Annotated in this window: 14 protein-coding genes and 1 pseudogene; 8 read left to right on the top strand and 7 right to left on the bottom strand. The window is 64.2% G+C overall.

All coding sequences use genetic code 11. The annotated features are described in order from the left end of the window. Positions 1-7: 7 nt before the first annotated feature. From F8237_RS00780 to F8237_RS00765, 4 genes and pseudogenes are all read left to right on the top strand, one after another. Positions 8-691, top strand: coding sequence for a substrate-binding domain-containing protein (locus F8237_RS00780; protein WP_151641949.1), 684 nt, complete (start codon positions 8-10; stop codon positions 689-691). A 32-nt stretch (positions 692-723) separates the two neighbouring features. After that, positions 724-1,546 (top strand): annotated as a pseudogene (locus F8237_RS00775) (tetratricopeptide repeat protein). Between the two features lie 111 nt (positions 1,547-1,657). Continuing rightward, the gene (locus F8237_RS00770) at positions 1,658-2,128 is read left to right on the top strand and encodes a hypothetical protein (RefSeq protein WP_151641948.1); all 471 of its coding nucleotides are present in this window, start codon (positions 1,658-1,660) and stop codon (positions 2,126-2,128) included. Positions 2,129-2,365: 237 nt separating this feature from the next. Then, entirely contained in the window at positions 2,366-3,070 is a 705-nt protein-coding gene (locus F8237_RS00765) for a hypothetical protein (protein WP_151641947.1), read from the top strand. A 30-nt stretch (positions 3,071-3,100) separates the two neighbouring features. Here F8237_RS00765 and F8237_RS00760 read toward each other — a convergent pair whose 3' ends face one another. The 5 genes from F8237_RS00760 to F8237_RS00740 form a co-directional block, all read right to left on the bottom strand. Next, positions 3,101-3,373, bottom strand: a complete 273-nt coding sequence (locus F8237_RS00760; RefSeq protein ID WP_151641946.1) for a hypothetical protein — start codon at positions 3,371-3,373, stop codon at positions 3,101-3,103. Between the two features lie 113 nt (positions 3,374-3,486). Continuing rightward, positions 3,487-4,698 (bottom strand): ABC transporter substrate-binding protein, encoded by a 1,212-nt coding sequence (locus F8237_RS00755; protein ID WP_015686562.1) that lies wholly within the window; start codon positions 4,696-4,698, stop codon positions 3,487-3,489. A gap of 83 nt (positions 4,699-4,781) precedes the next feature. After that, entirely contained in the window at positions 4,782-5,954 is a 1,173-nt protein-coding gene (locus tag F8237_RS00750) for an NADH:flavin oxidoreductase/NADH oxidase (RefSeq protein WP_151641945.1), read from the bottom strand. Positions 5,955-6,005: 51 nt separating this feature from the next. Beyond that, a complete protein-coding gene (locus tag F8237_RS00745) occupies positions 6,006-7,217 on the bottom strand; it encodes a CaiB/BaiF CoA transferase family protein (protein ID WP_151641944.1) in 1,212 nt (403 codons plus the stop codon). 17 nt (positions 7,218-7,234) lie between these two features. Further along, on the bottom strand, positions 7,235-8,080 hold the full coding sequence (locus F8237_RS00740) for an amidohydrolase family protein (protein WP_151641943.1): 846 nt from the start codon (positions 8,078-8,080) through the stop codon (positions 7,235-7,237). A 392-nt stretch (positions 8,081-8,472) separates the two neighbouring features. Here F8237_RS00740 and F8237_RS00735 point away from each other — a divergent pair, with 392 nt between their 5' ends. From F8237_RS00735 to F8237_RS00725, 3 genes are all read left to right on the top strand, one after another. Next, positions 8,473-9,309, top strand: coding sequence for an IclR family transcriptional regulator (locus F8237_RS00735; RefSeq protein ID WP_244626054.1), 837 nt, complete (start codon positions 8,473-8,475; stop codon positions 9,307-9,309). A gap of 148 nt (positions 9,310-9,457) precedes the next feature. Further along, entirely contained in the window at positions 9,458-11,080 is a 1,623-nt protein-coding gene (locus tag F8237_RS00730; protein WP_151641942.1) for an ABC-F family ATP-binding cassette domain-containing protein, read from the top strand. A gap of 69 nt (positions 11,081-11,149) precedes the next feature. After that, entirely contained in the window at positions 11,150-12,025 is an 876-nt protein-coding gene (locus tag F8237_RS00725) for an MBL fold metallo-hydrolase (RefSeq protein ID WP_151641941.1), read from the top strand. Positions 12,026-12,170: 145 nt separating this feature from the next. Here F8237_RS00725 and F8237_RS00720 read toward each other — a convergent pair whose 3' ends face one another. Together F8237_RS00720 and F8237_RS00715 are read right to left on the bottom strand one after the other, a co-directional pair. Beyond that, positions 12,171-12,419, bottom strand: coding sequence for a hypothetical protein (locus F8237_RS00720; RefSeq protein WP_151641940.1), 249 nt, complete (start codon positions 12,417-12,419; stop codon positions 12,171-12,173). A gap of 114 nt (positions 12,420-12,533) precedes the next feature. After that, a complete protein-coding gene (locus F8237_RS00715) occupies positions 12,534-13,496 on the bottom strand; it encodes an alpha/beta hydrolase (protein ID WP_151641939.1) in 963 nt (320 codons plus the stop codon). A 107-nt stretch (positions 13,497-13,603) separates the two neighbouring features. Here F8237_RS00715 and F8237_RS00710 point away from each other — a divergent pair, with 107 nt between their 5' ends. After that, a complete protein-coding gene (locus tag F8237_RS00710; protein ID WP_374761587.1) occupies positions 13,604-13,948 on the top strand; it encodes a nitroreductase family protein in 345 nt (114 codons plus the stop codon). Positions 13,949-14,158 lie beyond the last annotated feature (210 nt).

Raw genomic sequence — 14,158 nt, 5'->3', positions numbered from 1 at the left:
AATGCCCATGGAAAGAATTCGCATGCTCTCGACGCTCGGCCTGATGGGCGCGATGCGCAGCCTGTCCTCCGCCTTCGAAAGCGCGACAGGCATTCATGTCGATGCCGACTTCGCGCCGACGCTGGCGCTGCTCAAGCGGTTGCGTGACGGCGAGGCCGCCGATCTCGTGATCCTCACGCGCGAGGGTCTCGACGAGATGATCGGCGAGGGCCGCGTGGTCGCGGGCAGCGCGGCTGATCTGGCGCGCTCCTATGTCGGCATCGCCGTGCGGGCAGGGCAGGCGCATCCCGATATCGCCACCGAAGCCGCGTTGCGCAAGGCGCTGCTCGCGGCGCGCTCCGTCGCCTATTCGCGGCTCGGCGCGAGCGGTGTGTACTTCGCCCGGTTGATCCAGCAGTGGGGTATCGCGGCCGAGATCAACGCCACGGCCACGGTCGTGCAGCAGGGCTTCACGGCCGAGCGGCTCGTCAGCGGCGAGGCTGATCTGGCCGTCCAGCAGATCAGCGAGCTGAAGCAGGTCGAGGGCATCGAGGTGGTCGGGCCGATCCCGCTCGATCTGCAGACCCCGGCCGTGTTCTCCGCCGGCCTCATGACGAACGCGCAACATGCCGAAGCCGCCGACCGGCTGCTGCGCTATCTGGCATCGCCGGAAGTCGTTCCGGTTCTGCGCCAATCGGGACTCGAGCCTTGAATTTGCCGATGCGCGGACGCAACGTGGCGCTTATGCGGACTTATCTCCTTGCTATCCTCTTCGCGCTTGCCACGCCCGCCGGCGGCGCAGGCGCAATCGGCCGACCTCGTGCTGTGCGACCGCCTTGCGGCCGATCCCAGTGATCCCGACAAGCCGGCCGATGTGAGGGGCGTGGCGGAGCTCGCCGCCTCCGACGTCGCGACCGCGATCAAGTTCTGCAGGCAGGCCGCATCGTCGTCGCGGCGGGCGATGTTCGCGCTCGGCCGCGCCTATGCGGCCAATCGGCAGACAGGCGAAGCGATCGCCGCCTGGCGCAAGGCCGCCGACAAGGGCTCGAGCGCCGCCATGGTCGAGCTCGGCGTCGCCTACGGCACCGGCTCCGGTGTTGCCAAGGACGAAGCGCAGGCGCGAAAACTGTTCGAGAAGGCAGCGCAATCAGGCAACCCTCGCGGCGTCAGCAACCTGGCCGCGCTCGGCGGCACCGGCGGCGGCGCGCCCGCCGATCCCGCGCAGGCGCGCGCCTTGCTCGGCCGGGCCGCCGAGACCAATGCGGAAGCGCAGTACCAGCTCGGCCTGATGCTTGCCAACGGCACCGGCGGCCAGCAGGACGATGTCGCGGCGCGCGCGCTGTTCGAGAAGGCAGCCGCGCAGAACCATCCCGGCGCGCTGGAGCGGATGGGCGCCTTTGCACAGGACGGCCGCGGCGGGCCAAAGGACAAGGACGCCGCCAAGGCCTACTATGAGCGCGCTGCCGTGCTCGGCGACGACGACGCCAAGAAGGCGCTGGAGCGGCTTCGCTGTCCCTATGCGATCAAGGACAAGGCGGGCAAGCTCGTCACCACGCTGTGCTTCTGATCCAGCTCGTATGACGGCGCTCGCGTCGGCGGGCCGACGCGGCCTTGATCGAGCGCAAGGCCGCCGGGCCGTGCAGGCCTACACTCCCTTCGCTGGGAATGGAGACTTGCAATGAAGCTTCGAGCTTGGATGCTGGCGTTGGCCGGTTTGGGTGTGGCAACCGCCATGGCGGCGGCGCAGGATCTGAAGACGCCATCCTCGGACCAGTACGTGCCGCAACTCGGCGACATCATGGGCGCCGCGCAGACCCGCCACCAGAAGCTCTGGATGGCCGGCAAGGCGCAGAACTGGGAACTGGCCGCCTTCGAGCTACGCCAGCTCAAGGCGAGCCTGGTCGAGGCCGCCGTGTTCTATTCCGGCATTCCGATCGGCAATGTCGCGACGCTGGAGCCGTCGCTGCAATCGCTGTCCGACGCGATCGACGCGAAGGACGGCCGCAGATTCGCAAAGGGCCTCGGTGAGCTGACCGATGGCTGCAATGCCTGCCACCGGTCGCTAAAGCGCAGCTTCGTCGTCATCAAGGTCCCCAGCGAGCAGCAGCCGTTCGCCAACCAGCAGTTTGCGCCGGCCGGCAAACCCTGACGACGCCGCGCGACGAAGAACGTCGAAAACAACCCCATGCACAGTAGCCAGGTCGTTGAAATCGCTTGATTCGTATTTTACGAAATATCGATTGACCCGTCGGGCAAAACAGGGGCATGATGGCATCCTGCGGCGAGCGTCTTTCCGAATGGCCCTGCGCGGAAAAGCCGGATGGTCTTGGTGCGGCGAGGGTGCTAGGTAGCCCGCAATTCCCTCTGACGTTGCGGGTCGATTGCGTTGCTGGACGGGCTCTACAAGGTTGAATACGGCATCCACGATGCGTTCGGCCGCAGCATCATGTGCTTGCACGACGGCAAGATGCTCGGCGGCAATTCGGCGTTCGCCCACCTTGGAACGTATCAGGAGCGCGACGGCGAGATCATCGCCGAGGTGATCACCGAGCGGCATAACGACGACCCACACTACAAGCCGCTGATGGGCGCCGATGTCGCCACCATCGGCGCACGCGGCCGACTGATCGGCGACCAGATCCGCCTCGAAGGCAGCGCGGACACCATGCCGGGCGGCCATTTCTGGGCGAACCTCACGCGGCTCGACGACGGCGCGCTGCCGTCGCGTGGCACGATCGGGCAGGGCGGCATCGCCAATGGGCTCTACGGCATGAGCCTGCGCGCGCTCGACGGTGTCGATGCCGGGCTGTCCGGCGTGATGCTGCTGATCGACGGCCGCATCCTCGGCGGCGATGCGTTCTTCTACTATCTCGGCTCCTATTCCTCGGCGGACGGCCGCTGGAAGGGCGAGCTGCTCAACCAGGAGCACACGCCGGCGAAAGGCGAGAATCCGGTGTTCGGCGGCTATGAGGTCGGGATCGGTTTCTCCGGGACCTGTACCGAAGCCAGCGGCGAGCTTGAGGGCATCGCGCTCGCAGGCAAGCGCAGTTTGCGGCTGGCGGCGTCGCTGAAGCTGATGCGGCGGGCGTAGGCGCGTCAGAACCTCCACGCGCTGCTTGCTTCAGAAAGCGCCTCCCGGCTCCGGCATCATGCCGAAGTATTGCGTGCCCAGGCTGGCTCGCTGATAGACATCCGCGGCGGTCGACCTGCCATCGGGCAAGCTGGCGCTGCTGTAGCTCCAGGTCTTCATGCCTGCCACGTCGTCGCCGAGCTTCTTGATCTGCGCAATGAGATCCGCGTCCCCGCCGACATTGGTGCTGACGGATTGCCCTTTCCGGCTTTGGACTGGCGCGACGAACAGAAATTGGTGCGGCCTTGCCATCGCGCGCGACACGTCTGTCTCTCAGGCCAGCGGGCGACATCCCCGATCCAGTCCCTTGCGGAAAAGCCCGGGCGGCAGAGCCACGGCTGCCGCCCGGATTCCAGCTCTCTCCCGACGCCGAAGGATCAGGACTTCTTCATGAGCGGGCACTTGCTTTGCTCGCGCGGAATGTTGGCGTCGTCGGCCGTAATGGTCGAGACGACGTCGTAGAAGTCCCACGGCCCCTTGGACTCCTCAAGCGTCTTTGCATGCAGCAGATAATAGTCGTGGATGTGCATGCCGTCCTCGCGGACAGAGCCATTCTCCGAGAAGAAATCCTTCACCGGCATCGATCTGAACTTCGCCAGCACGGCGGCCGTATCGAGCGTTCCGGCCGCTTCGACGGCCTTCAGATAGTGCAGAGTGGCCGAGTACATGCCGGCCTGGACCATGGTCGGCATGCGTCCGACCTTGTCGAAGAACCGCTTGCCGAATGCTCGCGAGGCGTCGTTGCGATTCCAGTAGAAGGCTTCCGACGTGTAGAGACCCTGCATGTTCTTCAGGCCGACTGACTTGGCATCCGTGATCTGGAACAGCAGCGCCGCGACCTTCATCTTGCTCTTGAGGCCGAGCAAGCCGAACTCATGAGCCTGCATCAGCGAGTTGGAGGTGTCACCGCTGGCATTGGCGAGCGCCAGCACGTTGGCGCCTGAGCTCTGGGCCTGCAGCAGGAACGACGAGAAGTCGCTGGTATTGAAGGGGTGCCTGACCGCCCCCACGACCTTGCCGCCGTTCGCCTTGACCACGGCCGACGCATCGGCTTCGAACGCGTGACCGAAGGCATAGTCGGCGGTCAGGAAGAACCATTCGTTGCCGCCCTGGCCCAGCAACGCCTTCGCCGTGCTGCGCGCCAGCGTGGCGGTATTGTAGGTCCACTGGAAGGTGTTGGGAGAGCACTTTTCGTTGGTGATCGTCGAGGCGCCGGCCGACGACACGATCATCATCTTGTTCTTGTCGCGGACCAGATCGGACAGCGCGAGTGCGACCGCCGAGTTTCCAATGTCGAGAATGACGTCGACGTTCTCGGTGTCGATCCAGCGCCTGGCGATGCCCGAGGCGATGTCCGTCTTGTTCTGGTGGTCGGCGACAACCAGCTCGATCGGCTGTCCCAGCAGCTTGCCGCCGAAATCGGCGATCGCCATCTTGGCGACCTCGACCGACGCAGGCCCCGCGGCATCCGCGTATTGGCCCGACTGATCGTTGAGCACGCCGAGCTTGACCGGCTTCGACGCAGGCGCCTGCGCGTGAGCCGAAGCAAGGCTCAGGAAAACCATCGACGCTGCCAGCACATGTCTCATTTTTGTTAAGCTCCCCATGAAGTTTCTTATCGATGCTCGAGGTTACGATTGATGTTGTGGCGTCACGGCGCGATCCGAAAATTCTATTCGGCCGCCTCGCGATAGCGCTCCAAACCGTCCAGACTTTCTCCATTGGCGCGAAGGGCACCGCCCCATTTGGCAAGCCACCACGCGTATTGTTCGGGCCATTTTTCGAAATTGCCGGTCAATCCGAAATGCTCTGCGGCGTGGAGCGCCCAGAACGGATCGAACAGCATCTGGCGGGCCATGAAGATCAGGTCGGCACGGCCGTCCTGCAGGATCTTCTCCGCAAAATCCGGGGTCCGGATCATGCCGACCGCGCCGGTCGCGATGTCGGCCTCGTGGCGAATGCGTTCGGCAAACGGCACCTGGTAGCCTGGACCGCGACCGAGATTGGCATTGGTCGACCCGGCGCGGAGATTGCCGCCTGTCGAACAGTCGACCAGATCGACGCCGAGTTCCTTCAGCCTGCGGGAGAAGACGATGCTGTCTTCGATTTCCCAGCCGCCGTCGATCCAGTCCGTGGCGGAGATGCGCACGAACAGCGGCGTGGACGAGGGCAGGGCGGCGCGCACGGCGCGCGTCACTTCGAGCGGAAATCGCATTCGGTTTTCGAGGCTGCCGCCATATTCGTCGGTGCGGAAGTTGGCCAGCGGCGACAGGAACGATTGCAGGAGATAGCCGTGAGCCATGTGAAGCTCGATGACGTCGAAACCCGCGAGCACGGCCCGGCGCGCCGTCGCGACGAAGGCATCGCGCACGCCGGTGAGTCCGTCCTTGCTGAGAGGAATGGGAGTCTGGAAGCCATCGGAGAATGCGACATCGGACGGCCCCGTGGGCACCCAGGTTTCCTCTCCCATCTCGATATCGCGATCGGTCAAATGGCTGTTGCCCCGGAACGCGCGCTGCTGGCTCGATTTGCGTCCGCCGTGATTGATCTGGATCGCGGCCTTTGCGCCGTGCGACTTGATGACATGAACGATCTGGCGCATGCCGTCGATCTGGCCGTCCTCCCACAGCCCGGGATCACCATTGGTGATGCGTCCTTTTCGGCTGACCGACGTCTGCTCGACGAAGACGAGCCCGGCCCCGCCCATGGCAAACTTGCCATAGTGAACCAGGTGGAACGGCGTAACGTAGCCGTTCTCGGCCGAATACATCCCCATCGGCGAGACGACGATGCGGTTGCCGAGCTCGACGCCGCGGAATGCAATGCTTTCAAACAGCTTGACCATTGTGATCTTCCCCTGAATTGGCGGACCGGGACATTTGCCGCTCGACGTTCGTCATGCTTGTGCAATGGCGCCGGAGCGGCGTAGCGCATCGATCTCGCTGCTGGACAGGCCGAGATATTCCGACAGGACCTCGCCATTGTGCTGACCGAGACGCGCGGACGGAATGTACTCCGGCGCCGCCGTATCGTGCAGCACCAGCGGACTGCGATGAACGAGGATGTCGCCATATTCCGGATGCGCGATCTCGCGCAGCATGCCGCGGGCGTGGAGGTGTTTGTCCTCGGTTACCTCACGCAGGTCGCGGACGGCGGCGCAGGGCACTCTGTTGACACGGCAAAGCTCGACGATCTCATTGCGCGTAAGTCGCGAGGACCACTCGGACACGACCAGGTCCGTCAGATCGATGTGCTTCAAACGATCGAGCACCGTCTTGAACCTGACATCGTCGGCCAGCTCCGGCCGCCCCATCGCGCGCGTCAGTCCGGTCCAATGCGATTCGTTGACGCTGATGATGGCGACATAGCCGTCGGATGCGGGATAGACATTGTAGGGCGCCTCCGCGAGCCCGCCGTGACGGTTGCCGGTGCGAGGGGCAGCGGCCTTGCGGTTGAAGACATCGGCCAGATTCGAAGCCATCGCCGGATAGACGGTTTCGACCATGGCGATCTCGACCAGCCGGCCGCGACCGCTCTTTTCGCGATCGTAGAGCGCGGTGAGGATGCCGGCATAGAGATGAACGCCGCTGATGAAGTCGGTGATGGCCGGACCCGCCTTGACGGGGGGACCATCGGCAAAGCCTGTTACGCTCATGATGCCCGACATGGCCTGGACGGTCAGGTCCATCGCCAGATTGTCCCGATCGGGACCCGACAGGCCGTAGCCCGTGGCCGAGCCATAAATCAGCCGCGGATTGACTGCGCTGAGTGCAGCGTAGCCGACGCCCAATCGATCGAGCACGCCCGGCGCGTAGTTCTCGATCAGCACGTCGGCCTTCGCCGCGAGCTCCTTCAGGACCTTGACCCCGTCCGGCGACTTCAGGTTCAGGCTGATGTTGCGCTTGTTGGCATTGAGCATCGCGAACGGGACCGCGTTGCCCTTGCTGATGCGGGCGCGGTGACGCACCGGCTCGCCGTTGGGCGGCTCGACCTTGATGACGGTCGCGCCGGCCTGCGCCATCAGGAATCCGCAATACGGTCCCTGATAGACCTGGCCGAGATCGATGACGGTCACGCCGTCGAGCGGCAACCTCTTATCGTTGTCCAATGTGTCCTCGGTGCGGGTCAGAAGTTGTAGAGGCGCGCCGGATTGGCGATCAGGATCTTGCGGCGGATGGCTTCGTCGGGGACGCATTCGTGCAGCAGACGAAGCAGGTCCTGAAGATCAGGCATCGTCTCGGCGCTGTGGCCGACATGGGGCCAATCGCTGCCCCACACGACCTGATCGGGCGCAGCCTGAACGATGGCGCGCATGAAAGGTGCCGTATCGGCATAGGGACGGCCGACACGCGTGTTGCGGTCGGCGCCCGAGATCTTGGTCCAGTAGCGGCCCGTCTTCAACCGGTCGGTGAAGGCGCGAAAATCCGGATGCTCGTGTCCCTTGTCGGCCATGGTCCGCGACATGTGGTCGATCACGTAGTTCAGTGGCAGCTTCTCGAGTTCGGCTGCGGCAGCCGCAAGATCCGAACTCTCGATCCAGAGCTGCGCATGCCAGCCTCGCTCGGCGATACGGGGAGCGAGCCTGACCAGATCATCGTAGCTGGTGCCGAGCGTCGAAACCGGCTTGCCGTCCTGCCGGATCATGGTGGCGCGCACCGCCTTGAAGCCAGCGTCGGTGAGTTCATCGAGCCGCCGATCCGAGACGTCGGGACGCAGGATCGCGACGGCACGAAGCCTGTCGGGGTAGCGACGCAGTGCGTCGTAAGTGACGGCGTTATCGTCTCCCGATCCCACCGCATGGACGATGACACCGCGCGTGATGCCGAGCTTGTCCCAGATGGCAAAGGCGTCTTCGATCGTGAACGGCCGCGTGGCGGTGAAGCGTCCCTCGTCTCCGGCCGGAAAGCGATCGAAAGGGCCGTAGATGTGAAAATGACAATCGCAGCTGCCTTCGGGTAATCGATAGTCCATGCAAGCAACTTCCTGTTGGTTTTTCGGTGATGGCCGAGGAGGAGGCGCCAGATCTCGTTGTCGCTCTGCCGAGCCTGGCCAGGAGCGCAAATCACGCGTGATTGCGCCTGTTGATCTTCAAAAGAAGGATGGTGAGGGATTCAGTTCAGCTGCGGTCGCCCAAGCAGCGCGCGGGTCGAAACGAGCACATCAGCCGGTCGTGGCAGACAGATGGAATCCTGGCCTCATGACGCCTCCCTGTAAGCGCGCGTCACCTTTGGTGGGGCGCCTTTTGTTTTTTGGACGGCTATGCGCCGCGGCCTTGCAGCCGCCGGGAAGAATAAAGGGGGCGCGTTGGGGTGTCCATAGATTACATATATGTAGTTCTATTTCTATATATGTGTAAAAGATGGATGGTCGATCCCGGTGCCGAGCCTGCTGTCTGCCTCCCGCCTGAAGTCGGGCGTATCAAGCCGATCCCTCGCGATACTCTTTCCAGATGTGTGAAAATGACGAATGCCACCATCAAGTCGGCGCAGCGGATTTTCGAAGTCCTCGAGTACTTTGAGGACGTGAAACGACCGATTTCGCTGAAGGAAGTTGCGGCGAAGTGCGACTATCCGACGTCAAGTGCCGCGGCCTTGCTGAAGAGCATGGCGATGCTGGGTTACCTGTTCTACGACAGCTACAATCGCACCTACATGCCGACGATGCGCATCGCCCAGATGGGCCGGTGGCTGGATGCCGGGCTGTTCGGCGACAGCGCAATTCTCGCGCTTGTCAACTTCGTCCATGAGGAGCTGGACGAGCTCGTCAGTATCAGCACGCAGTCCGATCTGCATGCGCAATACATTCACTGTCTGCAAACCAGCAAGCGTCTGCGGTTCGAAGTCAGGTCGGGCGACGTCCGGCCGCTCGCGATCAGCGGCATCGGGCGCACGCTGCTCAGCGGTCACACCGACGTCGAGATTGCCCGGCTCCTGCGCCGCATCAATGCCGTCTGCCCGCCGGAGGAACACTTCGAACTGAAGGCCTTGATGAAGATCATCAACGGCATTCGTCGCAACGGCTACATGTTCTCCAAGCACATCATCGTCCAGGACGCCGGGGTGATTGCGGCTTTGCTGCCAAAACGCGATTTCGGACGCCAACTGGTCCTTGGCGTCGGCGGGCCGGTCTCCCGTCTCGAAGAGCGGCAGGGCGAAATCCTGGCCTGTATTCGCGAAGGCATCGCGCGGTTCCTGCCGTGATGCCTGTCGCGGCCGCCCCTCGCCCAATAGCGAGACTTTGAGCCGGGTCCCCGTCGGCTCCTGCGCGAAATCCGTACCCCGCCGGGCTTCCCCTGGGGGCGGCATGGCCTATTACGCTGCAACGCAAAAATCCCCTTGAAAAGACCCCATGATCCGCCTCGACAACGTCAGCAAGCAAGCCGGCCACCAGATCCTGTTCATCGAAGCCTCCGCCGCCCTCAACAAGGGCGAGAAGATCGGGCTGGTCGGCCCGAACGGCGCCGGCAAGACCACGTTGTTCCGGATGATCGCCGGTGAGGAACTGCCCGACGAGGGGCAGGTCTCGACTGATCGCGGCATCACCATCGGCTATTTCAACCAGGACGTCGGCGAGATGAGTGGCCGCAGCGCCGTGGCCGAGGTCATGAACGGCGCCGGTCCCGTCAGCGAGGTCGCGGCCGAGTTGCACCAGCTCGAAGTTGCGATGGCCGATCCCGACAAGGCCGACCAGATGGACGAGATCATCGCGCGCTATGGCGAGGTCCAGCACGCGTTCGAGGAGCTCGACGGTTACGCGCTCGACGGCCGGGCGCGCGAGGCGCTGTCAGGCCTCGGCTTCAGCCAGGAGATGATGGACGGCGACGTCGGCAAGCTCTCGGGCGGCTGGAAGATGCGCGTGGCGCTGGCGCGTATTCTTTTGATGCGGCCCGACGTCATGCTGCTCGACGAGCCGAGCAACCATCTCGATCTCGAAAGCCTGATCTGGCTCGAGAAGTTTTTGCACGACTACGAAGGCACGCTGCTGATGACCTCGCATGACCGCGAGTTCATCAACCGCGTCATCTCCAAGGTGATCGAGATCGATAGCGGCTCGCTCACCACCTACACCGGCGATTACGAGTTCTACGAGCAGCAGCGCGCGCAGAACGAGAAGCAGCAGCAGGCCCAGTTCGAGCGCCAGCAGGCCATGCTCGCCAAGGAGATCAAGTTCATCGAGCGCTTCAAGGCGCGCGCCTCGCATGCGGCCCAGGTGCAGAGCCGCGTGAAGAAGCTCGACAAGATCGAGCGGGTCGAGCCGCCGCGCCGCCGCCAGACGGTGGCGTTCGACTTTCCGCCGGCGCCGCGCTCGGGCGAGGACGTCGTCGCGCTCAAGAACGTCTACAAGGGTTACGGCAGCAAGCGCATCTATGACGGTCTCGATTTCATGATCCGCCGCAGGGAGCGCTGGGCGGTGATGGGCGTCAACGGCGCCGGCAAGTCGACGCTGCTCAAGCTGATCGCCGGTGCGAGCGAACCTGATGAGGGCACCGTGGCGGTCGGCGGCAGCGTCAAGATGGGCTATTTCGCCCAGCACGCGATGGATTTGCTCGACGGCGAGCAGACTGTGTTCAAGTCGCTGGAAGACCAGTTTCCGACCGCGGGGCAGGGCTCGTTGCGCGCGCTCGCGGGCTGCTTCGGCTTCTCCGGCGACGACGTCGAGAAGCGCTGCCGCGTATTGTCGGGCGGCGAGAAGGCGCGGCTTGTGATGGCGAAGATGCTGTTCGATCCGCCGAACTTCCTGGTGCTGGACGAGCCGACCAACCATCTCGACCTCGCCACCAAGGAAATGCTGATCAACGCGCTTTCGGATTTCGAGGGCACCATGCTGTTCGTCTCGCATGACCGCCACTTCCTGGCGACGCTGTCGAACCGCGTGCTGGAGCTGACGCCGGACGGCATCCACCAGTTTGGCGGCGGCTACACGGAATATGTCGCGCGGACCGGTCAGGAAGCGCCGGGGTTGCGGAGCTAGCATTCCGCGGCGCGCCTTGACGCGCTGACGCCTCTCGTTACGCTCCCACAAAAAGGGGAGTGAACAACGATGAAGCAGCTGCAGATAGGCGACATCACCATCGATGCGGTGATCGAGCGGGAGGGGCCGTGGCGGCGGCCGCAGGATTTTTTCCTGGCTTATGACGAGGGCGTGTTCGCCCGCCATCTGCCGACCATGGAGCCGGAGGTGTTCGATGCCGCGCGCGGCATGATGGTGATCACCTATCAGACCTTCGTGGTGCGCACGCCGCGCTACACCATCCTGGTCGATACCTGCACCGGCGAGGACAAGGGGCATCCGCCGCCGTTCGACTTTCCCGGCAAGGAGCGCTGGCGCAACGAGCTGTTCGCGCTCGGCATCGGCTTCGAGCAGATCGACTATGTGTTCTGCACCCATCTACACATCGATCACACCGGCTGGAATACGAGCTTGCGCGACGGCCGCTGGGTGCCGACGTTTCCGAATGCGAAGTACGTCTTCCACAAGGGCGAGTATGCGGCGTGGGAGGCGGAGAACGCCAAGGGCAATAATCCACCCGGGACCGTGTTTCGCGACAATTGCCTGCCGATCGTCGAGGCCGGGCAGGCGCTGCTGGTGGATGACGATTATGCGCTCGACGACACCGTCACGCTGACGCCGACGCCGGGGCATTCGCCCTGCCATTGCTGCGTGAACATTTTCTCGAAGGGCCAGCGCGCGGTGGTCGCGGGCGACCTCATGCATCACCAGATCCAGTGCCGCGAGCCGGACTGGTCGGCCAAGCCGGACTGGGATGCGAAGATATCGGCAGTGTCGCGGCGAAAATTCTTCGCCTCGGTGGCCGACACCGACACGCTGATCCTGCCGATCCATTTCCCGGCGCCGACGGTCGGGCTGATCAGACCGCTGGACGGGGCGTTCGACTACCGGTTCAAGCGGGGGTGAGTGTTTCCGTCATGGCCGGGCTTGTCCCGGCCATCCACGTACCCTGCCGCAGGGAACAAGAACGTGGATGCCCGGGACAAGCCCGGGCATGACGAGTTCGTGGAGCAGCCGCTCGTTAAAGACGCGGAGAATTCGTCGCCGCGCCTTACGCGCCGACTTCGCACTTCTTCATGAAGCTGTTCTTGGCGGCGCCCGCGAGCGGCTTGCCGTCGGCGCTCACGGCCTTCGGTGTGCAGGCGTCTTCCTTGCACTTCTTCATGAACGACGTCTTGGCAGCTCCGGCGAGCGGCTTGCCGTCCTTGCTAACGGCCTTGCTCGCGCAGGTGTCGTCCGCGAGGGCCGAGCCCGCTGCAAAGGTGGCGACGATCGCGGCGAGAAAAATCTGCTTCATCATGGGTGTCTCCCTGGGAAAATTTGCCAGCAGATTGGAGCCGCGAATCGTGGCGCAATCAAGCAGGATCGCGATCCGCCATCGGGCCAGTTGCAGATTTTTCCATTCAGCCGCGGTTCAGATTCCGCGCGCCAGCAACGCCTTGAAATCGGCCCGCGCACGCTGCGCCTCGGCGCGCGCCACCTCGGAGGCATCGCCAAGGCCGAAATAGCCGTGGATCAGGCCGGCGCCCTCGTGATGCTTGACCCGTACGCCGGCCACCTCCAGCGCCTTGGCATAGGCGGCGCCCTCGTCGCGCAGGGGATCGAACCAGGCGGTGGTCACGATCGCGGGCGCGACGCCTTCGAGCGATGCGGCGCGGAGCGGCGAGACGCGCCAGTCGGCGGCATGAGCGGGATCGGCGAGATAGTGGCCGGAAAACCACTCCATCACCGCGCGCGACAGGAAGTAGCCGTCGGCATTCTCGCTGCGCGATGGAAAACGCGCGTTCTCGGCGGCATCCGCGTAGCTGCCGACGACGTCGGTCACGGGATAGACCAGCAGCTGCGCGGCGAGTTCGATGCCGGCATCGCGGCAGGCGATCGCGGTGGTGGCGGCGAGATTGCCGCCGGCGCTGTCGCCGCCGACCCCGAGACGCCTGGCATCGCCGCCAAATTCCGCGACGCGATTGAAGACGTCGCGCGCGGCAGCGAAGGCGTCCTCGAACGCGCAGGGAAAGCGCACCTCCGGCGGACGGCGATAATCGACGGAGACGACGACGGCGCCGGTCTCGATCGCAAGATTGCGCGCCTGCCGGTCATGGGTTTCGAGATCGCCCGCGACCCAGCCGCCGCCATGGAAGAACACCACGGTCGGCGCGGGCGTGGTGCCGACCCGATAGACCCGCGCATCGAGCGGCCCGGCGCCGCCTTTGACCTTGATGTCCGCGACCGCGTCGACGGGCGGCGGCGGCACGGCGGCGCGCGCGGCAGCCAGTGCGCGCAAGGCATCGCGGGCGCTCTGTGGCGTCATCGTGGTGGGATCGCGCAGCGGCAACAGCGGGATGATCTGGGCAATGACGGGATCGAGCGGCGCGGGCATGGTTGAGTTCTCCCCGGGGTTCTTGGTCTTGCTTGCGGTTAGCATAGATTTTGCGCGCCGCATCGGCAACCGGCGGTCGGTCGCAATGTCGCCGGGTGAACAGGGAGATATCGACGTGGAATTCGAAACGCTGGTCCAGTCGCGCCGCAGCGTGCATCGTCGTCGATGAACACCGCGTGCTCGATCCCGGCGCGGTGTGCCATTTCGATCTCGGAGCGCTCTGTTACGGAATCGTGCTGGCGGCCTGGGACCGCGGACTCGGTTCCGTCATCAACGGGCAGGGCATCATGCGCTCCGATATCGTGCGCGAGGTCGCCAACATACCGGAAGACGAGGTCATCATGACCTGCGTCGCGATGGGTTATCCCGACGACGGCTTTGCCGCGAACGCGGTGCGCTCGGATCGCGAGGGCAATGACGCGTTCGTGCGCTATGTCGGCTTCGCCGACTAGCAGATTATTCTCTCGCGAAAATTTTTGGTGCGGGGGAGTGGCAGCCTCTTGCAATCTCGATCGCGTGGGAGGAACAATGTGCGGACTGAAAGGTTTGTTGCTGGCGCGAGGGAATTGACATGCGGCGGCTGGCTAGCCTGGTTCGGCGGTTGTTCGGTCCGCGATTGCGGCACACGATCGATGACGATCCAAGTCTTCCCTTCACCCCTG

This window comes from Bradyrhizobium betae (genome assembly GCF_008932115.1).
GTDB classification, from domain to species: Bacteria; Pseudomonadota; Alphaproteobacteria; order Rhizobiales; family Xanthobacteraceae; genus Bradyrhizobium; species Bradyrhizobium betae.
This window is presented reverse-complemented; position numbering and strand designations above follow the sequence as displayed.